This window comes from Ruegeria sp. HKCCA5839 (genome assembly GCF_013035585.1).
Lineage (GTDB): Bacteria > Pseudomonadota > Alphaproteobacteria > Rhodobacterales > Rhodobacteraceae > Ruegeria.
In genome coordinates, this window is record NZ_WQIE01000008.1 from 88088 (window position 1) to 110601 (window position 22514).

Consider the following 22514-nt stretch of genomic DNA (forward strand, 5'->3'; position numbering starts at 1 on the left):
CCGGCCTGCTCGGCCTGACGAAAAGAGGAAGGCCAATGGATCGCGCGCAGATCGTTCATGAGAATTTCCTGAAACGGGTCAGCGACCGCGATCTGCCCGATGGGCCGCCACCGCGATCCGGTCTGTCCGATGCCGAGGCCGTATTGCTTTTTCGGTCGCAAGTGCTCAGCCGTGCGCTGGACCGGACCAGCCGGGCCATGCAGAAAGCGGGGCAGGGGTTCTATACCATTGGTTCCTCGGGGCATGAGGGGATGGCCGCCGTGGCCCATGCGTTGCGCCCGACGGATATCGCCTTTTTGCACTATCGCGATGCAGCCTTCCAGATCGCGCGGGCTGAACAGGTGCCTGGACAGCAGATCGCCTGGGATATGCTGCTGAGTTTTGCCTGCTCGAAAGAGGATCCAACCTCGGGCGGGCGGCACAAGGTGCTGGGCTCCAAGGCATTGGCTATCCCGCCTCAGACGTCCACCATCGCTAGTCATTTGCCTAAGGCTGTGGGTGCAGCTTACAGCTTGGGCGCGGCGCGGCGACATGACCCAGAGCATCGCTGCCTGCCCGAAGACGGGATCGCGATGTGTTCTTTCGGCGATGCCTCGGCCAATCACTCAACCGCGCAAGGAGCGATCAATACTGCCGGGTGGACCAGCGTGCAATCGACCCCTCTGCCGCTGTTGTTTGTCTGCGAGGACAACGGGATCGGGATTTCGGTCAAGACACCAAAAGGCTGGATCCAGGCGTCGATGGAGCATCGCCCCGGAATCCGCTATTTCCAGGCCAACGGTCTTGATCTTTTTGAGACATTTGCCGTGGCGCAAGAGGCGGCGGATTATGTGCGGTCGCGCCGGAAACCGGCATTTCTACATCTGAAAACCGTGCGCCTTTACGGTCATGCCGGTGCCGATGTGCCGACGACCTATATGTCGAAATCCGAGGTCGAGGCGGATGAGGCCAACGATCCTCTGTTGCATTCCGTGCGCCTGCTGGATCAAGCGGGCGCGCTGACACCGGATCAGGCGCTGCACATCTACACCGATACCTGCGCCCGCACAGACAGGGTGGCCGCAGAGGCCGCGCGCCGTCCGCATCTGGAAGATGCCGCGCAGGTCATGGCCAGCCTGATCCCCCCGAAACGTCCGTGCAAACCCACCAATGGCCCCAGCGCCGAGGCCCGCGCGGCGGTGTTCGGAGGTGACATGCGCGCGATGGCCGAGCCGCAACCCATGAGTCGTCTGATCAACTGGGCACTCACCGACCTGATGCTGGAGCATGCTGAAGTGGCCTGCATGGGCGAGGATGTGGGTCGCAAGGGCGGCGTCTATGGCGTGACGCAAAAGCTGCAACAGCGCTTTGGTCCGGATCGCGTGATCGACACCTTGCTGGATGAACAGTCCATTCTGGGCCTCGCCATCGGGATGGCCCATAACGGTTTCGTTCCGGTCCCCGAGATCCAGTTTCTGGCCTATCTGCACAATGCCGAGGATCAGATCCGGGGTGAGGCCGCGACCTTGCCGTTCTTTTCGAACGGCCAGTTCACCAATCCGATGGTGGTGCGGATTGCAGGGCTTGGATACCAAAAGGGCTTTGGTGGGCATTTCCACAACGACAATTCTTTGGCCGTTCTGCGCGACATCCCCGGTGTGATCATCGCCTGCCCGTCAACTGGGGCGGACGCTGCGAAGATGCTGCGGGAATGCGTGCGGCTGGCGAGAGAAGAGCAGCGGGTGGTGATCTTCCTTGAGCCAATTGCGCTTTATCCCATGCGTGATCTGCACGCAGCGCAGGATGGGGGCTGGATGACGACATATCCCGCACCGGATCAGCGCATCGCGCTGGGCGAGGTCGGGGTGCATGGCGACGGAGACGATCTGGCCATCGTGACTTATGGCAATGGGCACTATTTGTCGAAACAGGCGCAGCCTGAGCTTGAAGCAGCAGGGCTGAAGACGCGGATCATTGATATGCGCTGGTTGGCACCATTGCCCGCTGAGGCTCTGATCAGGGCCACCAAAGGGTGCAAACACATCCTGATCGTCGATGAATGCCGCCGCACCGGCAGCCAGTCCGAAGGGTTGATGACACTCTTTGCCGAAGAATGCGCCTCGATCCCAACTGCGCGCGTGGTGGCTGAGGATAGTTTCATCGCGACCGGCCCCGCCTACGCCGCGCCGCTCCCGTCGAAAGAGGGCATCGTGACCGCTGCTCTCGACCTGACCGGAGGCCGCGCATGACCCGAACCGCCGTTGTGATCTGCCCCGGCAGGGGCACCTATAACAAGCCGGAATTGGGCTATCTGCACAAGCATCACGCTGACCGGATGCGGATGTTCCAAAGCTTTGACGTCATTCGTGCCGAGAATGGCCAGCAGCCCGTGATCGCTCTGGACAGCGCGGATCGATATGCGGTTAGCACATATTCACGCGGCGATGTGGCCTCACCCCTGATCTATGCGGCCTCTCTGGCCGATGCGCAGGCATTGGCGGACGATATCGAAGTGGTCGCTTTCACCGGAAACTCTATGGGCTGGTATATCGCTCTGGCAGCGGCAGGTGCGGTGTCGCCCGAAGACGGGTTCCGTGTCGTCAATACGATGGGCAGTTTGATGCAAGATCATTTGATCGGCGGTCAATTGGTCTATCCTTTCACGGATGAAAGCTGGGCCGATAACCCCCTACTCAAGGCTGAGTTGCTGGCAGAGGTGGAACGAATCAACCAGATCGAAGGTCATGTTCTGGCGCTGTCCATCGACCTGGGCGGAATGCTGGTGCTTGCGGGTAACGCCGAGGGCCTTGCGGCGTTTGAGGCCTCTCAGCCTAAAGTGCAGGATCGGTTTCCCCTGCGGCTGGCGAACCACGCAGCGTTCCATACGGCGTTGCAGGCTCCGGTTGCGGCGGAAGGGCGCGCGCAGTTACCGGCGAGCATGTTCCATCAGCCAGATCGACCGCTGATCGACGGACGCGGCAAGATCTGGTGGCCGGGCGCCGTCGAGACACGGGCGCTGTGGGAATACACTCTGGGTCATCAGGTCACCGAAGCTTATGATTTCACGTGTGCAATCCAGACCGCCGCGCGCGAGTTTGCCCCTGATCTTTTCATCGTCACTGGCCCGGGTGCGACCCTGAGCGGGGCGGTGGCGCAGTCTCTGGTTCTGGCGAACTGGCGCGGTATGAGCGACAAGACGACGTTTCAGGCGCAACAACAGGCGAATCCGTTCCTGATCGCCATGGGTCGCGCGGACCAGCGCGCTCTTGCAACCGGCTGATCCTGCGTTTTACTGGGCCCGGACACCGCAAGGAGGCGTAAGTGAGCGACCACGAACAGTCCTTTTGGCAGCACACCTGCCGCGAAGATGTGGACACGCCGCCTCTGACCCGCGACCTGACCGTTGATCTGGCGATCATTGGCGCAGGCTATACCGGCTGTTCTGCCGCTTTGACAGCGGCGCAGGCGGGGGCATCGGTGTGTTTGCTTGAGGCGCAGGAGGTTGGCCATGGCGGCTCGGGCCGCAATGTCGGGCTGGCCAATGCGGGCCTTTGGGTGCCGCCGGACGAGATCCGCGCGCATTTGGGCGAGGATGCAGGAGACCGCCTGATCGACCTGCTGGCCGCCGCGCCAGCCGAAGTGTTTGACTTGATCGACACCCATGAGATCGATTGCGAGCCCGTGCGTAACGGCACGCTGCATTGCGCGCACTCAGTGGCTGGTTTTCGTGATCTGCAGACGCGTCACGCGCAACTCAGCGCCACGGGCGCACCGGTTGAACTTCTGTCACCTGATCAGACAGCCGATCGCACCGGCAGCGCCGCATTCCACGGCGCGCTATTTGATCCGCGTGCGGGTACTATCCAGCCGCTCAGCTATGTGCGCGGACTGGCGCGGGCGGCCATAGCGGCAGGGGCCGATATCTTTGCGCACAGCCCGGTTCAATCCTTGGAACGAGACCGTGACAGCTGGGTTCTGAAAACGCCGCAGGGAGCAGTGCGCGCGAAGTCAATGATCCAGGCCACCAACGCCTATCATCAGGACCTGCACAAGACCGCGCCAGCCTATGTGCCGGTCTACTATTTCCAATACGCGACGGCGCCGTTGTCTGACAATTTGCGGGCCAGCATCTTGCCGGGCAAAGAGGGCTGTTGGGATACAGGCCTGATCATGACGTCCTTTCGAATGGATCAGGACGGGCGTTTTGTTCTAGGGGCTATGGGCGATTTGGGCCATGTAGGCAGCGCATCGCACACGGCTTGGATCAGGCGCAAAATGGCTGACATGTTCCCGCAACTGGCGTATCAGCCCTTTCAGCAGGGCTGGCACGGGCGCATTGCTATGACTTCCGATCATCTGCCCAAAATCACGCAGCTTGGGCCAAACGCCCTTGCGATCCACGGCTATTCCGGGCGCGGCATCGGGCCCGGGACTGTGTTTGGCCGTTTGGCGGCGCAGAGCCTTCTGCGCGATGACCCCGCGCTGTTGCCTGTTCCTGCAGTAGCAAAGCATACCGAGCGCTGGACCGGCCTGCGCCGCGCCTATTTCGAAACCGGCGCGGCGCTAACGCATTTAGTCAAAGCGCGGTTCTGAGCTCAGACCGAGCGGGTGATGCCGCCGTCGACCCGAATGTTTTGCCCGGTAATATACCCGCCGCCTTCGGAGGCCAGCATTGCGACGACCGACGCGATCTCGTCATAGCTTCGCCGATGGCGGCCCATCGGGATGGCTATTGTATTTGGAACGGGTGAGGGTTGAGGGCAAGGTAGCTCTGGTTACCTCGGACCTGGCATCGGGACCGTTGCTCAAAGCGTTGGGGCAGGCGCTGATCAGTGATCCGGGCTTCTACGTTATTGCTCCGGTGAAGCCCCGGCAACCCAAGCTTGTGGATCTGATGCGAGAGTGGCTGTTTGATCAGATCTGAACGGGTGTGATCCACACGAAAGAGACGTGGACCGCGCCCGGAAACAGAACGGTGAATTTTTGCCATTCCCCCCATGGACGCCGGACGAGGCCTGAATTAACGTCCCCGCTGAACCCAGTTTCCCCTGATATACAGGTACGAGGTAATTTCATGGATTATCACAGTCCCGCCAGTTTTGCCGAGGCTTCCGCTCTGGCTGCCAACGCGACGGGCATAACCCGGTTTTTGGCGGGTGGCACCGATGTGTTGGTGCAGCTGCGCTCGGACCTGGTGACGCCGGATACGCTGATCGACATCAAGAAAATCGAGGGTGTCAGCAACATCGAGCAGAATGCGGATGGCAGTTGGACCCTTGGCGTTGCTGTAACGGGCGCCGAGATGAGCGAACACACCACTTTGGGGCAGGACTGGCCCGGTGTGGTCGAGGCGATGGATCTGATCGGATCGACCCAGGTGCAAGGACGCGCGACGCTGACCGGCAATCTGTGTAACGGCTCGCCCGCTGCGGATTCGGTCCCGGCGATGGTTGCGGCAGGTGTGACGCTGACTGTGACCGGCCCGGATGGTGCGCGCACCGTGGCTGTCGAGGACATCCCCACCGGACCGGGCAAAACCAGCCTGGCCAAGGGTGAGGTGGTGTCCGCCGTGCATATCCCGGCGCGTGGCGAAAACGGAGGCGACGCCTATCTGCGGTTCATTCCTCGCACCGAAATGGACATTGCCGTTGTGGGTGTGGGCGTGAACCTGCGCCTTGACGGCGACACGATCACCGAAGCGCGGGTCTGTCTGGGGGCCGTGGCCCCAACCGTTCTTTTGGTGGAAGACTGCGCCAAGGCGATTATCGGCAGCACGCTCGATGACACCGCTCTGGAGGCGCTGGCAGAGGCGGCCTCGGCGGCATGCAACCCGATTGACGACAAGCGCGGCACTATCGCGTTCCGCACCGAGGTCGCCGGAGTTTTGGCCAAACGCGCGGCGAAAATCGCCTATGCCCGCGCGAAGGGAGAAAAAGCATGAGCAAGTTTCACGTAACAACTCAGGTCAATGGCGACGAGGTCGAGTTTCTGTGTGATCCTCGCGAAACCCTGTTGGACTGCCTGCGCGACAAGCTGAACCTGACCGGCGCTAAAGAAGGCTGCGGCACGGGCGATTGCGGCGCGTGCTCGGTCACTGTTGATGGGCGTTTGGTGTGTTCATGCCTGATGCTGGGGGTCGAGGCTGAGGGCAAGCAGATCGAAACGGTCGAAGGCATTGCGGATGGTGATGTTTTGCACCCGTTGCAAAAGAAGATGATCGAATATGCCGCCCTGCAATGCGGTATCTGCACGCCGGGCATTCTGGTTGCGGCCAAGTCGCTGCTGGAAAAGAACCCCAACCCGACCGAAGAAGAAACCCGGTATTGGCTGGCAGGCAATCTCTGCCGCTGCACCGGCTATGACAAGATCATTCGCGCCGTGATGGACACGGCAGCTGACCTGCGGGAGGCATCGTAATGGCACTCGACGATCGCAAATCTGGTTTCACCTTTGTCGGCACGCGCCCTGACCGCCCCGATGGTCTGGACAAAGTGACAGGCCGTGCCAAGTTCGGTGCGGATATGTCGGCCCCTGGTATGCTGCACGGCGCCATTCTGCGCTCACCCCACGCCCATGCGCGGATTGTCCGCATCGATACATCGAAGGCCGAGGCACATAAGGACGTCAAAGCTGTCGTCACCCGTGCCGATTTCGCCGAGGTTCCCTTCAAACCCGGGCTGGAAGGCGAATTCTGGAACGTATTGGAAAACGTCATGGCCGGGGAAAAGGCACTGTATGACGGGCACGCGGTTGCTGCCATTGCGGCCACGTCGGCTTTGGCTGCACGCGATGCGGTAAAGCTGATCGAGGTGGAATATGAGGTGCTGCCTCATGTCACTGATGTGGACAAAGCCATGGCCCCCGACGCGCCGGTGATCCGCGAAGGCGCTGCGGATTATTCGGTTCCAGAAGGGATGCACCCAAACGTTGTGCGCTATCACGAAAGCGGGCACGGAGATGTCGAGGCCGGGTTTGCCGAGGCGGATCTGGTCATCGAAGACAGTTTTGTGACCGAGGCGACACATCAGGGCTATATCGAGCCGCACGCCTGTCTGGGGCAGTTGGGTGCGGATGGCAAAGGTGAGTTGTGGTGCACCACTCAGGGCCATTGGATCGCGCAAAAGACCTGTGCCGCGCTGTTGGGGATCGAGACTTCGCAACTGCGGGTGACCGCTTCGGAAATTGGCGGTGGGTTTGGTGGCAAGACAACCGTATTCATCGAACCCGTCGCTCTGGCGCTAAGCCGCAAAGCCAACCGTCCGGTAAAGATCGTGATGTCGCGGTCCGAGGTGTTCCGCGCTACGGGGCCAACGGCCTCTGCGTCGATGGACGTCAAGATCGGCATGAAAAAGGATGGTACGATCACGGCGGCAGAAGGCATTTTTCGTCTGCAAGGCGGTGCGTTCCCGGGCGCTCCGGGTGACATGACCGCCATGTGTGCTTTTGCACCTTATAACCTGACCAATGTGCGTCAGGTCGGCTATGACGTGATGGCCAACCGCCCGAAACAGGCGGCTTATCGCGCCCCGGGCGCGCCCATGGGGGCTTTTGCTGTTGAATCGGTGATCGACGAACTGTGCAAGAAACTGGATCTTGATCCCATCGATGTCCGCCTGAAAAACGCAGCCCATGAGGGCACCAAGGCCAGCTATGGCCCGACCTATGAACAGATCGGTCTGGTTGAATCATTAGAGGCCGCGAAGGCGCATCCGCATTACTCGGCACCTCTGAAGCCGGGGCAGGGACGCGGGATTTCTTGCGGGTTCTGGTTCAACCATGGCGGCGAAACCAGTGTGTCGCTCGCCTTGTCCGAGGATGGTTCGGCTCAGGTCATGGTGGGCACGCCCGATATCGGCGGATCACGCGCGTCGATGGCGCTGATGGCGGCCGAGGTTCTGGGCATCCCTTACGAGAATATCCGGGTGACCATCGCGGATACCGCCACCCTTGGATACAATGATGTCAGCCACGGCTCACGCGTGACTTACGCGTCGGGTCTGGCGACCATCAAGGCAGCAAAACATGCGGTCGAAAAACTGTGCGAACGGGCAGCGGCCAAGTGGGGCATCCCGGTAGATGCAGTCAAATGGGAAAACGGCTGCGCGGTTCCGTCGGGCCCCAATGCGGGCGATTTCGATCCTTTGCCGCTGGCCGAGATCACTGCCAACATGGGTTCGACGGGCGGGCCGATTTCGGGCCATTTCGAGGCGACACCCGAGGGCGCAGGCGTATCCTTTGGCATTCATATCGTTGACGCCGAGGTTGACCCCGAGACCGGCAAAACCAGCGTGTCTCGCTATACCGTTATCCAGGATGCGGGCAAGGCGATCCACCCGGCTTATGTGGAAGGCCAGTATCAGGGGGGCGCTGCGCAAGGTATCGGCTGGGCGCTGAACGAAGAGTATATCTACGGCGACGATGGTCGCCTGCAGAACTCGATCTTCCTGGACTACCGCATCCCTGTCGCCAGTGATCTTCCGATGATCGATACCGTGATTGTCGAGGTCCCGAACCCTGGCCACCCTTACGGAGTGCGCGGTGTCGGAGAAACCGGGATCGTGCCACCCTTAGCGGCCATCGCCAACGCGGTATCGCACGCAGCGGGTGTACGGATGCGCCAGCTGCCCATGTCACCGCCGCGTATTCTGGCGGCGCTGAAGCAGGATGGTTGAAGTCAACCTTTGGTCAGGTCTCCGGTCATTGACCGGGGGCCAGCAGGTTGTCGAAGTCGACGCCACGACGACGGGCGAAATATTGCGCGAGCTTGTGCGTCGCTACCCCCAATTGCAGGCGCCTATAGATGCCGGCGTCTCAATCGCGATCAATGGCCGGATCATCGCCTCGGGACTGTCCGAGCCAGTGCCCGAAGGCGCTGAAGTTTACTTGATGCAGCGCCTAAGGGGGGGCTAAACCGACCTTTCTGGCTTCAGCGGTAGCGGTACTGGGGCGCAAAAAAGTGCTGATTGCGAAATCCCTTGTGATGTACCTTGCCATGATGCTTGGGTTTCTTCTTGATCACATGTCCGCTATGGCCGCGGAACTTGCGAGGCTGGTACGGATTATAGCCATAATGTTTGAACAGGAACTTCTTCCCAACTGATTTTTTCTTGAGTGTCTTGACCTTTACAACCGGCGCCGCCGGTTTGGCTTTCGCCGTTTGCGCAACATAAGCATAATGCTTGTGGACAGCTGGCGAAGAGAGCTGAGGCACATGAGCGTTACCTGCCTGAATGATCTTGTAGACCGCTCCTTGAGGATGGTGTGCGTCATTCGCGGTTGCCATATGCGGCCCGAAGCCGGCAACTAGCGCAACCAGGGCAGGAAGTAATTTGGAAATTGAACGTGTCATAACGTCTCCTTTCATCGGCCCAGTTTGGGGGCTTGATACAAAGGTGGGGATGACCCGCGCTGACGCCCAATAAACCCCGATCACGCTCTGGCGGGTTGTTGTGAGATCGGGTGGATCAAATTTTTGTGCCCTGTCGAATCCGGTTGACGCGTTTTGCGATCTCAGGCACTCAGATTGTGATGGTTCCTGCGGGTCCGCCCAAGGGATGAAAAGGGAACACGGTGCGGTGCACGAAGCCACCTAGTCCGTGACTGCCCCCGCAACTGTAAGCGGTGAGCAAAGCCAATCAGCCACTGATCCATCGGATCGGGAAGGACGGCCAAGCAATGACCCGCAAGTCAGGAGACCTGCCATCTTTGATGCAACCACACCGGGGCGGGGTGCCCTGGAAGGAGGTCAAGATGGCGCGTTCAGCGTGCAGCAATACGACTGATACCTTCCGTCCTCGTTTGGCAACAAGCGAGACGGCAAATGACTGCCAATCCTGATCACTTCATTCTGATCTGCTCGACCTGTGACGGTGGAGCTGCGGTAAGCGCCGAAATCGCTGCAGAGGTCAGCAGTTTGCCGAATGGTTTCGCCATTCGGCACGTGTCTTGTATGGCTGGCTGTGAGCGGCCATGCACCGTCGGGTTTCAAGCCACAGACAAGGCGCAGTATCTCTTTGGTGATATCAAAAGCGATGATGACATCGCCGCCCTGCTTACCTTTGCACGGCAATATCATGCCAGCGCAGATGGCTGGACGAAGGCCACCGACAGGCCCAAGGCGCTGCTGCACAAAACGCTCGCCCGCCTACCCCGGATCGGAGAGGAGGTGCTGCAATGACTCAACCCGCCTTTCTGGTTGCCGAGAACCTGGAATACTACGCGTTGAACGGTGATGTTTTGTTGCAGGACGTGACTTTTGCGCTTGAGGAAGGTGCCATCCTCGCCATTGCCGGGCCAAATGGTGCTGGCAAGACCACATTGTTGAACTTGCTGTGCGGTGCGGTGCCTTTGGCATTGGGCGATGTGCATGTGAGCGGGCGCAGCCTCAAATCCATGACTGCGATGGATAGGGCGCGCAGCATTGCGGTTGTCGGCCAGCAAGAGTTGCCAGACGGGCGCTTGATGCTGCGCGATTACATTGCATTGGGTCAGATCCCCATCCGGGCGGATCGTTCTGCCGCAGAACATGCCGAAGACATCAACCGGATTCTGGACTTGACTGGGCTGGCAGGACAGGCGGAGAAACGCATGGCCATGCTGTCAGGCGGAGAGCGTCAGCGGGCACATATCGCGCGTGCGTTGGCGCAAAAGCCGTCGCTGCTGTTTCTGGATGAGCCCACCAACCATCTGGACCCAGACGCCAAGGGGCGCATGTTGTCTCTGGTGGCGCAGTTGGGCATCACGGTTGTCATGATCGTACATGACCTGGTGCTGATCCCGGAATTCGCCACTCATGTGGCACTGATGAAATCGACCCGCATGACCGGGTTTGGCCCTGTCGATCAGGTTCTGACCTCGGATCATGTTCAAGACACGTTTGGCGTGGATTACCTGAGTTTTCAGTACGAAGGCCGCGTGATCCCCGCGCTCGACATCCGCAAAACTACCATATCGAACAAAAGGACGAATTGATGAAACGACTGATCTGGTCGGCTTTTCTTGCAACCGGCATGGCCACCAGCGCTGTGGCGCAGGGTGTTACCGTCGACAATTGCGGTGAGCCGCTTGTCTTTGAGAAGCAACCCGAACGGCTGGTCGTGCATGACATGAACATGACCGATATGGCCTTTGCGCTTGGGTTGCAGGACAAGATCGTGGGTCTGACTGGCATTACCGGTTGGTACAAGACCAGCCCCGATTTTGACGCGCAGCGCGGAGACATCCCCGAGCTTGCGCCCAAATACCCCACTGTCGAAAACCTTGTAGCGGCCGAGCCAGATCTGTTTTTCGCCGGTTGGTACTATGGCATGCGACCGGGTGGTGAGGTGACGCCTGACACTTTGGCGCCTTTTGGCATCAAGACCATGATCCTGACCGAAAGCTGTGTGCATCTGCACGATGATCGCCCGCAGGCCAGCATGGATCTGCTGTTTGACGATGTGCTGCGGCTTGGGCAGGTCATGCATGTCGAGGACAAGGCCGAGGCGCTGGTTTCAGACTGGAAAGACCAACTGGCCGCCATCGAGGCGCAGACCGCCGACTTGGAAAAACCCCGTGTTTTCCTTTTGGACGGTCCTGCAGACGCACCGTTCACCGCCGGTAAATTCGCCATTCCTGACGCGATGATCACTGCTGCGGGTGGTGAAAACGTGACCCATGATCTCGACACCAGCTGGGGTCGCACCTCGTGGGAGGCGGTTGCTGCTTCGAATCCTGAATTTCTTGTGCTGTTGGACTATCAAACCGGCAACGGCGCCGAGGATACGTTCAAGTTTTTGCAGGACCATCCGGTCATGTCGCAGGTCGATGCGGTGAAAAACGCGCGTTGGATCGGCCTGCGTTATGAAGAGCTGACACCGGGACCGGCAAATATCGAGGCGATCTCGAAAATGGCGAAGGCCATGCACCCGAGCCTGAACTGACATGACCCGCACGGGCCTTGTCTTTGCTTTGGGGGTGGTCTTATTGGCCGCCCTTTTGATGGTGTCTACGGCCTATGGCACCACGCCCATTCCTGTTTCCGAGGTTTGGGCGGCAATCCGGCAAGGTGCGGGACTTTCTGATTCAGAGATGTCGCCGACGCACCGCATTGTCTTTGACCTGCGCTTACCCCGCGCTTTGTTTGCCGCGGTCATAGGAGCTGGGCTTGGCATCGTGGGGGTAGTCCTTCAGACAACTACGCGCAACGATCTGGCCGATCCATTTCTGTTTGGTCTGTCTTCAGGTGCTGCGGCCGGCGCGGTGTTTGTCATCACCGTTACGGGCGACATTCTGGGAATCTGGACTCTGCCTCTGGCCGCCTTTTGTGGCGGGCTTGTGGCCTCGGGCATTGTGTTGGCACTGGTCCATGGCCTGCGCACCAGCGCTCCGGAAAAGCTGATCTTGGCTGGTCTGGCGGTGTCGTTCCTGTTTTCGGCAATCACCAACTATCTGATCTTTTCCGGCGACAACCGCGCGGCGCATTCAGTGATTTTCTGGATGCTGGGCGGGCTGGGACTGGCCCGGTGGGAAACGTTTCCTTTGGTTTGCGCAGGGCTGGGTCTGATCCTGGCCTATTCCCTCTATCGCAGCCGCTGGCTGGATGCGTTGCTGACCGGAGATCTGACCGCCGCCACCCTGGGCGTGCCGGTGCAAGGGGTTCGGTTCAAGATGTTCTTTGTTGCCGCTTTGGCGACGGCAATGTTCGTCTCCGTTGCAGGTGTCATCGGGTTTGTGGGTCTTATGGTGCCCCATATCGCGCGGGGCATAGTGGGCCCGCTGCATCGCCAATTGCTGCCGACAGCAGCTTTGGTCGGCGCCATGTTGCTGACCGTATCAGATATCCTCAGCCGCCTTATGTTGTCTCCACAGGAATTGCCGGTCGGCATTGTCACGACCTCATTGGGGTCGGTCTTTGTATTTCTGTTGCTGTTCAAAAGCCGGAACACCATGCGCTGAATGCAAAAAAAGCCGGGCGCTGGGCCCGGCTTTCTGACTTTGGTTTCAGTTGCAGGGTTAGCTGAACACACGCCCCAGCGCGCCGTCGACGGCATCGGTGATCTGGTCGATATCATCTGCGGTTGCGATCAGTGCAGGCGAGAAACACAGCGTGTTGTTGCGGCCCGGGATCGAGCGGTTGGTGACGCCGATGATCACACCTTGCGCCATGCAATCCGCCACAACCGCCTGCGCCAGCTTTTCGTCCACAGGCTCACGGGTCGAACGATCTGCCACCAACTCGGCACCTTGGAACAGGCCTTTACCGCGCACATCGCCGATCACCGCGTGCTTTTCCATCAGGCCCTGAAGATTGCTCATCAGGCGTTCGCCCATGACGGTGCAATTCTGCAGCAGGTTTTCATCTTCGATGATCTTCAGGTTCTCGATCGCAGCGGTTGGTCCGGCGGTGCATCCGCCAAAGGTCGAGATGTCGCGGAAATAGTTCATCGGATCGTCCGCATTGTCTTTGAACATGTCAAAGATCTCTTCGGTGGTCACCAGACACGCAATCGCGGCATAGCCCGAGGCGACACCCTTAGCCATGGTCACGAAATCGGGCTCGATGCCATAGTGCTGATAGCCGAACCAGGTGCCGGTACGACCTACACCGCAAACAACCTCGTCGATATGCAGCAAGATGTCATATTTCTTGCAGATCTCTTGCACACGCGGCCAATAGCCTTCGGGCGCTTCGATCACGCCTCCGCCCGCTGTCACCGGCTCGAGGCACAGGGCACCCACGGTGTCGGGGCCTTCGCGCAGGATGACCTCTTCGATTTGATCTGCCGCCCATTCGCCGAAGTTCTCTTCGGGTGCGCCGTCCAGCTCATGCTTGCGGTATTCCATGCAATGCGGAACGCGGACAAAATCGGGTGCGAAGGGGCCATATTGCGCGTTGCGCTCGTTCTGCCCACCTGCTGACATCGTGGCCAGGGTAGAGCCATGATAGTCGCGGTCGCGGTACAGGATCTTGGTTTTCTTGCCACCGTATTTCTTGTGCGCGATCTGGCGCACCATTTTGAAGGCTTTCTCATTCGCCTCAGAACCCGAGTTCATATAATAAACACGGCTCATTCCCGGCATTTTACTGATCAGCCGTTCTGCAAAGATCGAACCCGGAACCGACCCGGCCGACTGCGCGAAATAGCACAGCTTCATCATCTGTTCGTAGACGGCCTTGCAGATCGACTCGCGGCCATAGCCGACGTTGACGGTCCAGACACCGCCCGAGACCGCATCAAGATGTTCTTTGCCTTTCTGGTCCCATACGCGCATGCCCTTGCCTTCGACAATGATGCGCGGGTCGTTTGTTTCAAAGGGCTTGTGCTGGATCAGATGATGCCAGACATGGGCGCGGTCGGCTTCGACCACCCGCGAAATATCGTTTTCGTTGAACGTGCCGTCCATGACATGTCCTTTCTGGGTGTGGCGCGCGGGGAATCAACTGTTCCAAACGGGCGCGCGGTGACGTGATGACGCAGATCAACGCGAATGAGACTCGCGAAGTAGGGCCAGATTAATCCATAGAATATCGCCAGTGTAGCCAATTCACGTATTCCTACGCATTTCTTTTGGCGTAAGCTCTGTGCTCAATACGCAAGTCTGCCGCGTTTGGGAGGAATATCGGATGACCGCCACAAATATCTATGAACAGCATCTGGACAAAAGACCGGCAAATTACACCCCGCTTTCCCCGCTAAGCTATATCGAGAGGACAGCCGCAGTTTACCCCAACTATCCCTCTGTGGTTTACGGCGACCGCAGATACACATGGGCGCAAACCTATGACCGCTGCCGCCGCTTAGCTGGGGCACTTGCTGCACGTGGGATCGGTCGGGGCGATACGGTTTCGATCATCGCGGCCAACATCCCCGAACTATATGAGGCGCATTTCGCAGTCCCCATGGCAGGGGCGGTGTTGAACGCGATCAACACAAGGCTCGATGCGGCGATCATTGCCTTTATCCTCAACCATGGCGAGGCCAAGGTCCTGCTGGTCGATCCGGAGTTCTCGTCTACCGTGAAAGCGGCTTTGACCCAGGTAGATCACGATATTCTGGTGATCGATATCGAAGACCCCAGCTTTGCGGGCGGCGAAACCCTCGGCGATCTGACCTATGAGGCGCTGCTGGCCGAGGGCGACCCCGAGTACGACTGGTCGCTGCCGACAGATGAATGGGACGCGATCACGCTGAACTATACCTCGGGCACAACAGGCAATCCCAAAGGCGTGGTTTATCATCACCGGGGGGCGGCTCTCAACGCGACGTCAAACATCCTGACTTGGGGGATGCCACAGCATTCGGTCTATCTTTGGACGCTGCCGATGTTTCATTGCAACGGCTGGTGCTTTCCATGGACCATGGCGGCCAATGCAGGCACATCCGTGTGCCTGCGGGCAGTGCGTGATGAACCCATTTACCAAGCTTTCCGGAAAGAAAACGTCAGCCATTTCTGCGGGGCGCCCATCGTGCTGAACATGCTGGCCAATGCGCCCGACCACCTCAAAGACTTCAAGCAGCAGATAACGGTGATGACTGCCGGTGCCCCGCCTCCGGCCAAGGTTATCGAGGCGATGGAGGCGATGGGCGTTGACGTCACCCATGTCTATGGCCTGACCGAAACCTATGGTCCTTCGGTTGTCTGCGCATGGAAAGACGAATGGAATGACAAAGACGCGCCGGAGCGCGCGGCGCTGAAGGTTCGTCAGGGGGTGAAATATGTGGCGCTGTCGGGCCTGATGGTCGCTGACCCCGAGACCCTGAAGCCGGTGCCTGCGGATGGCGAAACCATGGGTGAGATCTTCATGCAGGGCAATATTGTCATGAAGGGTTACCTCAAAAACCCCGCAGCGACCGACAAAGCCTTTGACGGCGGCTGGTTCGCTTCGGGCGATCTGGGTGTGATGCATCCCGATGGCTATATCGCTTTGAAAGACCGATCCAAGGACATCATCATTTCGGGAGGTGAGAATATCTCATCTGTCGAGGTTGAGGACGCGCTTTATAAACACCCCGCCGTCATGGAGGCTGCCGTGGTCGCGCGCCCGGATGACAAATGGGGTGAAACGCCTTGCGCCTTTGTCGAGCTAAAGCCACAGGCACAGACCAACGAGGCCGACATTATTGCCTTTTGCCGCGATCAACTGGCCCATTTCAAAGCTCCCAAAACGGTGGTCTTTGGCCCGCTTCCCAAAACCTCCACCGGTAAGATCCAGAAATTCCTGCTCCGCGACAAGGCCCGAGACCTGGCTTAGAGCGCACCCGCCAAGCTTCTTCTGTTCAGAAATACCTCGGGGGAGGCGCAGCTTGCTGCAACGGGGGCAGAGCCCCCAAATGGTCGTATATCCAAACGAAGCGCACGGCTTGATCTATGCTCAATCGAAGATCGTAAGATCAAGCTCCAACATCTCTCCCATCCAGACCGAACGGTCGCGATGATCTGCGAGGTGGTCTCCGGTTTCAGGATGGGTGAAAACCGTCAGCCCTTTGCGGTTGAGGATAAGCCAGGGAAAGACCTGATCAAAGGCTTCGGTCGGAAATCCCAGTTGACAACTCCAACGCGGATGAGGGCCAACATTGCGCGTGTGCAGGCGACCCATCTGAACCGAAGGAAACAGACGGGTGGCCTCTTCGCAGACCTGCTGTGCGGTTTCTTGTGTGTCAGCGTCGAAATAGACATGTGCGTGGTAGCCGGTAATCGTAGGCATATGCGCCCCCTTTCGTAACTCGGTCAGACCATAGCTTCGGAAGGTTTTGCGCAAAACATATGCTACCACACAGGGTATGTGCATGTTCTGCGTGTATGGGGCTGCGCGAATACATGCCTGAGCTTTGGCTGCAGGTTGCAATCGGTATTCATTCCTAGTGTCGACGCTATCGCAGAGGGTGTCGCGCACCCTGAGAAGCGGCCTCCAGCGCTTGTTTCAAAACCGTATTGTCTCCGACATGGTTGGCAAGCACCAGGATCAGCCGCGCATTCAACGCATCGCTTTCTTCTTTGTTCAGGCTTTCATGTGTTGCGACAAGCTCTGCATAGAAATCGTCAGGCTGCGGGATATTAGGTGTCAAAACTAGATCGGTCATGTCGCTACTCCTTCCCCGAAGCGCGGAGTATCGCTTGGCGGAACGCGTTTTCTTCATAGCTGTCTCGGCGGGCGGCAATATGCTGGTCCGGTCGGATCAGATAGACAGCGCTGGTGGCTTCGCCCAAGTATCGATGCTTCAACGCGAGCGATGGATCATCTTTGACCGAGAGGGCCACTCTTTTTACGGACACCCCGTCAACCTCAAGCTCATCAGGCGCATCGGCATCGATAGTCAACAAATTGAATCCCCGGTTCAGTTTCGAAAGCAGAAAGCCATCGCCCACAGGCGCATCCGGGCAAGGGGCACCGGGACGGGTGTTACTTGGGCCGTTCAGTCCATCAGCTGAATTCAGCGGAGAGCCGTCATAGATGCAAGGCGTGCTCAAACGACCGGAATTGACCAGCGGGCGGGCAAACTCGAATTGCGCACTAAGATCCAGCACTGCGTCTCGAAGCAAGCGCGACATATCGGACTTCGGCGTTATGAACTCAGTCGACCGGGTTGAGGCACTGATATTTTCATCCGCCGCTTGCGTTCTTTCACGATCATAGCTGTCCAGAATCGTTTCGGGGGCACGCCCGTCGATCACCATGCTGAGCTTCCAGCACAGGTTGTCGGTATCCTGAACACCCGAATTGGCGCCACGTGCACCAAACGGGCTGACCTGATGCGCGCTGTCGCCAGCAAAGATGACCCGGTCATGACGGAACCGCTCCATCCGGCGACATTGAAAGGTATATATGCTGACCCAATCGATCTCAAAATCGATATCGTCGCCCAGCATCGCCTTTATGCGCGGTATAACATTCTCAGGCCGCTTTTCTTTGTCCTTGTCTATGTCCCAACCCAATTGCAGGTCGATGCGCCAAACGCCGTCGGGCTGTTTATGCAACAGGGCCGATTGGCCTCGGTTAAAAGGGGGATCGAACCAGAACCAACGCTCGCTTGGAAGATCAGACTGCATCACCACATCAGCAATCAGGAAGTTGTCTTCGAATACCCGACCACGGAAATCCTTGCCCAACATGGAACGCATTGAGGACCCGGCCCCGTCACAGGCGATTACCCAATCGGCTTCAACGATATAGGGCCCTTCTGGCGTTTCCACTTCAAGCCGAACATGGTCGGGATGGGTTCCCACTGCCTCGACCTTGTTGCGCCCGCGGATTTCGATCGCAGCACCTTGTTGTTGCAGCTCCCGCACGCGGTCCACGAGGAACTGCTCAAAATAATATTGCTGCAGGTTGATAAAGGCTGGACGGCGTTGACCCTTTTCTGGCTGCAGGTCAAAGCCATAAACCTGACGAGTGTCGAAAAAGACCTTGCCCTCGTGCCACTGGATACCCTTGTCCACCATCGGCTGACCACATCCCAGCCGATCCATGATCTCAAGCGGTCGTTGCGCGAAGCAAATCGCGCGGCTTCCAAAACTGACCTTGTCATTGTCATCCAGCACCAGAACTTCGACCCCTTGCTGGGCCAGATCTATTGCAGCGGCCAACCCGACGGGACCTGCGCCGACAACAATGACCTGGTGCCGAACAGGCAAGGCTGAAGCCTGATCTGCACTGCTTTCGTAGGCATAAAGCGGAACTTCAAAGATCTTGGTCATGGATGATCTCCTCTGTCGCCCCCGGGGTCAGGGTTCGGTTTCACTGCACCCAACGCAAGACGCGTTGGGATATTGACAGACTGATCAGTTCGACAGGGCGCCACCACGATCTGGATCAAATAGAGGCAGGAAATGTTCTTGCGTTTTGGCTTTTGTTTCAGTTGGCGTCGCGAAGCGATTTAAGCCCCAGCAAAAGCGCTGCCAAAATCATGAATCCGCCCCCGATCCGGTCGAGCCAGAGCCGCGCCGGACCTTGTAGCCGCTGAGCCAGCCAACTGGCACTTGCGCCATAGACGGTCAGAAACAGCCCGTCGATTAAAAGATAGGTCGCGGACAAAATCGCAAATTGAGGCCAAAATGGCAGCGCACCATCTATGAACAATGGAAAAAGGGCCGCAAAAAACACAACGGCTTTGGGGTTCGCGGCAGAGGTCACAAAACCCTGCACCCACAGCGCCTTGGGGCTCGCCTTTGTTGCGCGATGTGTCGACGCGGCTTTTGCATTACGGACCTGTTTGACACCAAGAAAAACCAGATAGGCAACGCCCAACCACTTAATCAAAGCCAGAGCGGTACCTGAGCTGGCAATCACGGCAGCAAGGCCAAGCCCTGCCGCCAGCATTTGAAGGAAATTGGCAGTCAAGTCCCCGGCAGCCGTGGAAACGCCGCGTTTCAGACCGTTGGTTGCGCAGTTGGACAGCATCAGCAGCTGGCTTGGCCCGGGCGTACTCATCAACAAGAGAACTGTCGCCACATAGGTGATCCAGGTATCAACGCTCATTTCGTCCTCGTCCTGCTGCCTGAACACGGATCATACACCGATCCCCTGCCAACACCGATAGTTTGTTTTGCGCAGCAACGGATTCGCGGCACCACAATTCTTGCGCTATTGAGCGGACGGGCAAGCCATGGCCTTCACCATGCAGCGTCGGTGAAGCAGAACCTATCAGCGCTTGACTTCCAATCCACTGTCGCGCGACGGAATAGCGGATTTGGCCAAGCGACATGGCCGATCCGGCACTGGACATTGGCGGGGCGCGTCCCCAGATGAACAGCACCGCCGACACAGGAACGTGATATGAGCATATCGGGATCAGTAGACACCAAAATTCACAGCCTGTCCGAATGGCTGGTTGCGCAAGGATTGGAAGGGGCGGGCAAGGAACAACTGCTCGAGGGCTATTGTGACCGATTGATCGACATGGGTGTGCCTCTGATGCGGTTTCACGCAGCCCAATCAGCGCTGCATCCGGTTTACGGCGGCACCGGCTATAGCTGGTACAAGGACAAAGGTGGCGATTATCAAACCTTTGAATACAGCGAGATCCCGAGCGAAGCCTGGCGGCAAAGCCCTCTTTTCGCTCTGCTGGAAGAAGATGTCGACGAAATCCATGAACGCTTGGTCAACCAGAACGAAGCCAGCCGTTTTCCTTTTTTGAACGAACTGCGCGAAATCGGAGCAACCGATTATTACGCAACCGGTATTTCCTTTGACGTTCCGACACATAGCGCGCCCCGAGACGCCAAAAAACCGGTGGACGGGGTTCTTATGTCTTGGACAAGCAACGCGCTGAGCGGTTTTGCAGATGAAGATATGGCGGTGATCAAAGGGGTCATGCCACATCTGGGCCTGGCACTTAAATCTGCGTCGAACGCGCGGGTCTCGCATGATCTGATGCGGGTCTATCTGGGGCGTGATGCAGGCCAACGGGTGCTGTCGGGCGAAATTCGCCGAGGGTCATTACAGAAAATCGACGCGGTGATCTGGAACTTCGACCTCGAAGGCTTCACCACTCTGTCCGAGGAGTTGCCGGGCCCGGACATTATCGACATGCTGAACGACTATTTGTCCGTCGCTGTGGACGTGGTCCACGACTGCGAGGGCAGCATCCTCAAATTCATGGGCGATGGCGTGATGGCGATGTTCGATGTCGGAGATATCGATGCTGATGCCAAGGCGGCCTTGGCTGCTGCTGCGCAGTTGCACACGAAGATCACAGAGTTGAACGCGCAACGTGCGCAGGCGGGCCTGCCAGTGGTCAACTATACGCTCGCATTGCATGCGGGTGAGATCCTCTATGGCAATATCGGTGCCGATAGCCGATTGGATTTCACGGTGATCGGCCCCGCCGTCAACCAAACTGCCCGTATCGCCGGCATGCACCGTTCACTAGGGCAACGCATATTGGTGTCCGACAACGTGGCGCAGGCCGCGCAAGATACGCCGCACGAACTGGTCTCGGTCGGCCGCTACATGCTGCGCGGGGTGCCCGAGCCCAAGGAGTTGTTTACGGTTTTGTATCAAGCGGGTTGATTGGCTTTGTTGGGCTGCATCGATATATGACTTGAATAGGAACTTGTCGCTCAAATTGAAATCGGTGTTACTTCACAAGCGATATGACGAGCACCGCCGAGCCGCGCTTTACGTCTGAAATTTTTGCAGGGCGGTTTCTGGGTTTCTCGCCAGACGAAACAATTGTGGCCTGGGCCGAAAACATGGTTATTGCAGGCTTTCAGTCTGAAAGTTTGTACGTACTCTTGGGTGAATTCACACCTTTTAATAGTTTTGAAATCAACGAATTACTCGCCCATATTCGAAGTGAATTGGGCCTACCAGAAATTCGCAACCGCAAGGAAGCGCTCGAGATAGTCGCGACAGCTTACGTGAGAAGACTTGTTCAAAACAAAGGCGACAGTACAAACACCCTAAACGTTCTGAGACAGCTATGCGCCGACGAGGGCCAACCCGAGTGCCTCTTCGATTTTTTCCTTCTTTATTATGCGAAAGAGGAACTTGGGGCAGAGCAACAGCAAGCACTACTGGCCAAGTGCGCATCGTGGAAACATAAACGATGTCATCCACGACTATTGCCAAAAATGGCTAATCGAACATCCGCTTGAGGAATGGCGCGAATACGAGTGGAGTGACCCGACCCAAGGACACCAGGGTTAGTCGTGGGACTCGCAAGCCGTTCGCAAGACCTTAAAAATCGATCTCAACACCCGGCAAGCTCAACTCTTTCATCATGTCCCGCAATTCCTGGCGGGCGGCGATGTTCGAGATGTTGAGCTGTTTGACCCCGATATCCTTGAGATCCAGCAGCGTCAGGCCGCGGGGGAACAGCTCGCGAAAGATGACGCGTTCAGAAAAGCCCGAGGCGACGCGGAAACCGATGCGTTGGGACAGCATCTCGATCGCGCGTTGCATCTTTTCCTTGTTGACCATGCGCTGGGTGCCGACGCGGTTGCGCACCACAACCCAGTCGATGGGCTTCAGCCCGGCCTGTGCCCGCAGTTGCCGCGCATTCCAGACCATTTCGGAATAGACCGAGGGGCCAAGGATTTTCTCACCCTTCGAGTCGATCCGGGCCAATAGGTCAAAATCGATGAAACTGTCATTCAGCGGCGTCACCAGAGTGTCGGCCAGTGAATGGGCCACCTGGCTGAGGCGGGTGTGTGAACCGGGGCAGTCGATCAGGATAAAGTCACTGTCGCTTTCCAACTCGGCCACGGCAGCCGACAGGCGGTGGTCATAGATGTTTTCACCGGGTCTCAGCGTGCTGGCATCGATCTCGGGCAGGTCGTGGTGGCGCGGGCTGGGCAGGTTCAATCCAGCGCTTTTCATGAAGTTTAAACGGTTCTCGAAATAGCGACCCAGGCTGCGTTGGCGCAAATCCAGATCCAGGGTGCTGACCTTGTGTCCCAGTCGCGCCAGCGCGGTGGCCACATGCATGGATACGGTTGATTTACCCGCGCCGCCCTTTTCATTCCCGACTACGATGATATGTGCCATGCCTGTATTCCCAGTGTCCCGCCGTGTTTATCCACACGTTGTTGCATGCCACTATATGTTGTGT

The 22514-nt window shown here is 58.2% G+C and carries 23 protein-coding genes and 1 riboswitch; of the genes, 15 read left to right on the forward strand and 8 right to left on the reverse strand.

The genetic code is table 11. The features are described 5' to 3' along the window. Window positions 1–35: 35 nt before the first annotated feature. The 3 genes from GOV38_RS18700 to GOV38_RS18710 are packed head-to-tail and all read left to right on the forward strand — an operon-like array spanning window position 36 to window position 4572. Entirely contained in the window at window positions 36–2228 is a 2193-nt protein-coding gene (locus GOV38_RS18700; protein ID WP_171209312.1) for a dehydrogenase E1 component subunit alpha/beta, read from the forward strand. After that, window positions 2225–3259, forward strand: a complete 1035-nt coding sequence (locus GOV38_RS18705) for an ACP S-malonyltransferase (protein ID WP_171209311.1) — start codon at window positions 2225–2227, stop codon at window positions 3257–3259. Before GOV38_RS18700 ends, GOV38_RS18705 begins: the two co-directional genes overlap by 4 nt. 41 nt (window positions 3260–3300) lie before the next feature. Next, window positions 3301–4572: an FAD-binding oxidoreductase gene (locus GOV38_RS18710; RefSeq protein WP_171209310.1), complete on the forward strand. Its 1272-nt coding sequence runs from the start codon at window positions 3301–3303 to the stop codon at window positions 4570–4572. 2 nt (window positions 4573–4574) lie between these two features. Here GOV38_RS18710 and GOV38_RS18715 read toward each other — a convergent pair whose 3' ends face one another. Continuing rightward, the gene (locus GOV38_RS18715) at window positions 4575–4700 is read right to left on the reverse strand and encodes an SDR family oxidoreductase (protein ID WP_371808527.1); all 126 of its coding nucleotides are present in this window, start codon (window positions 4698–4700) and stop codon (window positions 4575–4577) included. An 11-nt stretch (window positions 4701–4711) separates the two neighbouring features. Between GOV38_RS18715 and GOV38_RS18720 the strand changes: the two genes are divergently transcribed. The 5 genes from GOV38_RS18720 to GOV38_RS18740 all read left to right on the forward strand — a co-directional run bounded on the left by GOV38_RS18720 (window position 4712) and on the right by GOV38_RS18740 (window position 8889). Then, window positions 4712–4903 carry a hypothetical protein gene (locus tag GOV38_RS18720; protein WP_171209309.1) on the forward strand — a complete coding sequence of 64 codons (192 nt, stop codon included), beginning with the start codon at window positions 4712–4714 and terminating at the stop codon, window positions 4901–4903. Window positions 4904–5053: 150 nt separating this feature from the next. Further along, the gene (locus GOV38_RS18725; RefSeq protein ID WP_171209308.1) at window positions 5054–5920 is read left to right on the forward strand and encodes a xanthine dehydrogenase family protein subunit M; all 867 of its coding nucleotides are present in this window, start codon (window positions 5054–5056) and stop codon (window positions 5918–5920) included. After that, window positions 5917–6396 (forward strand): (2Fe-2S)-binding protein, encoded by a 480-nt coding sequence (locus GOV38_RS18730; protein WP_171102513.1) that lies wholly within the window; start codon window positions 5917–5919, stop codon window positions 6394–6396. Before GOV38_RS18725 ends, GOV38_RS18730 begins: the two co-directional genes overlap by 4 nt. Further along, window positions 6396–8651: a xanthine dehydrogenase family protein molybdopterin-binding subunit gene (locus GOV38_RS18735; RefSeq protein WP_171102511.1), complete on the forward strand. Its 2256-nt coding sequence runs from the start codon at window positions 6396–6398 to the stop codon at window positions 8649–8651. Before GOV38_RS18730 ends, GOV38_RS18735 begins: the two co-directional genes overlap by 1 nt. After that, on the forward strand, window positions 8644–8889 hold the full coding sequence (locus GOV38_RS18740) for a MoaD/ThiS family protein (protein ID WP_171102509.1): 246 nt from the start codon (window positions 8644–8646) through the stop codon (window positions 8887–8889). Before GOV38_RS18735 ends, GOV38_RS18740 begins: the two co-directional genes overlap by 8 nt. 16 nt (window positions 8890–8905) lie before the next feature. Here the strand turns inward: GOV38_RS18740 and GOV38_RS18745 are convergent, their stop codons facing one another. Then, on the reverse strand, window positions 8906–9328 hold the full coding sequence (locus GOV38_RS18745) for a hypothetical protein (protein WP_171209307.1): 423 nt from the start codon (window positions 9326–9328) through the stop codon (window positions 8906–8908). 163 nt (window positions 9329–9491) lie between these two features. Next, window positions 9492–9698: riboswitch (cobalamin riboswitch) on the forward strand. Window positions 9699–9799: 101 nt separating this feature from the next. Here GOV38_RS18745 and GOV38_RS18750 point away from each other — a divergent pair. Genes GOV38_RS18750 through GOV38_RS18765 form a run of 4 tightly spaced genes read left to right on the forward strand, consistent with a single transcriptional unit; the run spans window position 9800 to window position 12915 of the window. Next, on the forward strand, window positions 9800–10156 hold the full coding sequence (locus tag GOV38_RS18750; RefSeq protein ID WP_171209306.1) for a DUF1636 domain-containing protein: 357 nt from the start codon (window positions 9800–9802) through the stop codon (window positions 10154–10156). Beyond that, window positions 10153–10950: an ABC transporter ATP-binding protein gene (locus GOV38_RS18755; RefSeq protein WP_171102504.1), complete on the forward strand. Its 798-nt coding sequence runs from the start codon at window positions 10153–10155 to the stop codon at window positions 10948–10950. The genes GOV38_RS18750 and GOV38_RS18755 overlap by 4 nt, the downstream gene beginning before the upstream one ends. Continuing rightward, entirely contained in the window at window positions 10950–11900 is a 951-nt protein-coding gene (locus tag GOV38_RS18760; protein WP_171209305.1) for an ABC transporter substrate-binding protein, read from the forward strand. Before GOV38_RS18755 ends, GOV38_RS18760 begins: the two co-directional genes overlap by 1 nt. A 1-nt stretch (window position 11901) precedes the next feature. Further along, entirely contained in the window at window positions 11902–12915 is a 1014-nt protein-coding gene (locus GOV38_RS18765) for an iron ABC transporter permease (protein WP_171133063.1), read from the forward strand. A gap of 57 nt (window positions 12916–12972) precedes the next feature. Here the strand turns inward: GOV38_RS18765 and GOV38_RS18770 are convergent, their stop codons facing one another. Further along, the gene (locus GOV38_RS18770) at window positions 12973–14364 is read right to left on the reverse strand and encodes an aspartate aminotransferase family protein (protein WP_171102498.1); all 1392 of its coding nucleotides are present in this window, start codon (window positions 14362–14364) and stop codon (window positions 12973–12975) included. A 220-nt stretch (window positions 14365–14584) separates the two neighbouring features. Between GOV38_RS18770 and GOV38_RS18775 the strand changes: the two genes are divergently transcribed. After that, entirely contained in the window at window positions 14585–16213 is a 1629-nt protein-coding gene (locus GOV38_RS18775) for an acyl-CoA synthetase (protein ID WP_171209304.1), read from the forward strand. A 120-nt stretch (window positions 16214–16333) separates the two neighbouring features. On the opposite strand, the gene GOV38_RS18780 is transcribed toward GOV38_RS18775, so the two are convergent. The 4 genes from GOV38_RS18780 to GOV38_RS18795 all read right to left on the reverse strand — a co-directional run bounded on the left by GOV38_RS18780 (window position 16334) and on the right by GOV38_RS18795 (window position 19438). Then, window positions 16334–16666, reverse strand: a complete 333-nt coding sequence (locus GOV38_RS18780; protein ID WP_171209303.1) for a DOPA 4,5-dioxygenase family protein — start codon at window positions 16664–16666, stop codon at window positions 16334–16336. 166 nt (window positions 16667–16832) lie between these two features. Then, the gene (locus GOV38_RS18785; protein ID WP_171102493.1) at window positions 16833–17042 is read right to left on the reverse strand and encodes a DUF2783 domain-containing protein; all 210 of its coding nucleotides are present in this window, start codon (window positions 17040–17042) and stop codon (window positions 16833–16835) included. 4 nt (window positions 17043–17046) lie between these two features. Further along, window positions 17047–18657, reverse strand: a complete 1611-nt coding sequence (locus GOV38_RS18790) for an FAD-dependent oxidoreductase (protein WP_171209302.1) — start codon at window positions 18655–18657, stop codon at window positions 17047–17049. 157 nt (window positions 18658–18814) lie between these two features. Beyond that, entirely contained in the window at window positions 18815–19438 is a 624-nt protein-coding gene (locus GOV38_RS18795) for a LysE family translocator (protein WP_171209301.1), read from the reverse strand. Window positions 19439–19735: 297 nt separating this feature from the next. Between GOV38_RS18795 and GOV38_RS18800 the strand changes: the two genes are divergently transcribed. Together GOV38_RS18800 and GOV38_RS18805 are read left to right on the forward strand one after the other, a co-directional pair. After that, window positions 19736–20971, forward strand: a complete 1236-nt coding sequence (locus GOV38_RS18800) for an adenylate/guanylate cyclase domain-containing protein (protein WP_171209300.1) — start codon at window positions 19736–19738, stop codon at window positions 20969–20971. Window positions 20972–21054: 83 nt separating this feature from the next. Beyond that, window positions 21055–21558 (forward strand): hypothetical protein, encoded by a 504-nt coding sequence (locus GOV38_RS18805; RefSeq protein WP_171209299.1) that lies wholly within the window; start codon window positions 21055–21057, stop codon window positions 21556–21558. Between the two features lie 82 nt (window positions 21559–21640). Here the strand turns inward: GOV38_RS18805 and GOV38_RS18810 are convergent, their stop codons facing one another. Further along, window positions 21641–22450, reverse strand: a complete 810-nt coding sequence (locus tag GOV38_RS18810; protein WP_171209298.1) for a division plane positioning ATPase MipZ — start codon at window positions 22448–22450, stop codon at window positions 21641–21643. Window positions 22451–22514: the final 64 nt, after the last annotated feature.

What these genes read in the sequence shown, in the direction of transcription:
- GOV38_RS18700 (WP_171209312.1), top strand. Translation starts at nt 36, where the DNA reads ATGGATCGCGCGCAGATCGTTCATGAGAATTTCCTGAAACGGGTCAGC.
- GOV38_RS18705 (WP_171209311.1), top strand. Translation starts at nt 2,225, where the DNA reads ATGACCCGAACCGCCGTTGTGATCTGCCCCGGCAGGGGCACCTATAAC.
- GOV38_RS18715 (WP_371808527.1), bottom strand. Translation starts at nt 4,700, where the DNA reads ATGGGCCGCCATCGGCGAAGCTATGACGAGATCGCGTCGGTCGTCGCA.
- GOV38_RS18725 (WP_171209308.1), top strand. Translation starts at nt 5,054, where the DNA reads ATGGATTATCACAGTCCCGCCAGTTTTGCCGAGGCTTCCGCTCTGGCT.
- GOV38_RS18730 (WP_171102513.1), top strand. Translation starts at nt 5,917, where the DNA reads ATGAGCAAGTTTCACGTAACAACTCAGGTCAATGGCGACGAGGTCGAG.
- GOV38_RS18735 (WP_171102511.1), top strand. Translation starts at nt 6,396, where the DNA reads ATGGCACTCGACGATCGCAAATCTGGTTTCACCTTTGTCGGCACGCGC.
- GOV38_RS18740 (WP_171102509.1), top strand. Translation starts at nt 8,644, where the DNA reads ATGGTTGAAGTCAACCTTTGGTCAGGTCTCCGGTCATTGACCGGGGGC.
- GOV38_RS18745 (WP_171209307.1), bottom strand. Translation starts at nt 9,328, where the DNA reads ATGACACGTTCAATTTCCAAATTACTTCCTGCCCTGGTTGCGCTAGTT.
- GOV38_RS18750 (WP_171209306.1), top strand. Translation starts at nt 9,800, where the DNA reads ATGACTGCCAATCCTGATCACTTCATTCTGATCTGCTCGACCTGTGAC.
- GOV38_RS18755 (WP_171102504.1), top strand. Translation starts at nt 10,153, where the DNA reads ATGACTCAACCCGCCTTTCTGGTTGCCGAGAACCTGGAATACTACGCG.
- GOV38_RS18760 (WP_171209305.1), top strand. Translation starts at nt 10,950, where the DNA reads ATGAAACGACTGATCTGGTCGGCTTTTCTTGCAACCGGCATGGCCACC.
- GOV38_RS18765 (WP_171133063.1), top strand. Translation starts at nt 11,902, where the DNA reads ATGACCCGCACGGGCCTTGTCTTTGCTTTGGGGGTGGTCTTATTGGCC.
- GOV38_RS18770 (WP_171102498.1), bottom strand. Translation starts at nt 14,364, where the DNA reads ATGGACGGCACGTTCAACGAAAACGATATTTCGCGGGTGGTCGAAGCC.
- GOV38_RS18775 (WP_171209304.1), top strand. Translation starts at nt 14,585, where the DNA reads ATGACCGCCACAAATATCTATGAACAGCATCTGGACAAAAGACCGGCA.
- GOV38_RS18780 (WP_171209303.1), bottom strand. Translation starts at nt 16,666, where the DNA reads ATGCCTACGATTACCGGCTACCACGCACATGTCTATTTCGACGCTGAC.
- GOV38_RS18785 (WP_171102493.1), bottom strand. Translation starts at nt 17,042, where the DNA reads ATGACCGATCTAGTTTTGACACCTAATATCCCGCAGCCTGACGATTTC.
- GOV38_RS18790 (WP_171209302.1), bottom strand. Translation starts at nt 18,657, where the DNA reads ATGACCAAGATCTTTGAAGTTCCGCTTTATGCCTACGAAAGCAGTGCA.
- GOV38_RS18795 (WP_171209301.1), bottom strand. Translation starts at nt 19,438, where the DNA reads ATGAGCGTTGATACCTGGATCACCTATGTGGCGACAGTTCTCTTGTTG.
- GOV38_RS18800 (WP_171209300.1), top strand. Translation starts at nt 19,736, where the DNA reads ATGAGCATATCGGGATCAGTAGACACCAAAATTCACAGCCTGTCCGAA.
- GOV38_RS18805 (WP_171209299.1), top strand. Translation starts at nt 21,055, where the DNA reads ATGACGAGCACCGCCGAGCCGCGCTTTACGTCTGAAATTTTTGCAGGG.
- GOV38_RS18810 (WP_171209298.1), bottom strand. Translation starts at nt 22,450, where the DNA reads ATGGCACATATCATCGTAGTCGGGAATGAAAAGGGCGGCGCGGGTAAA.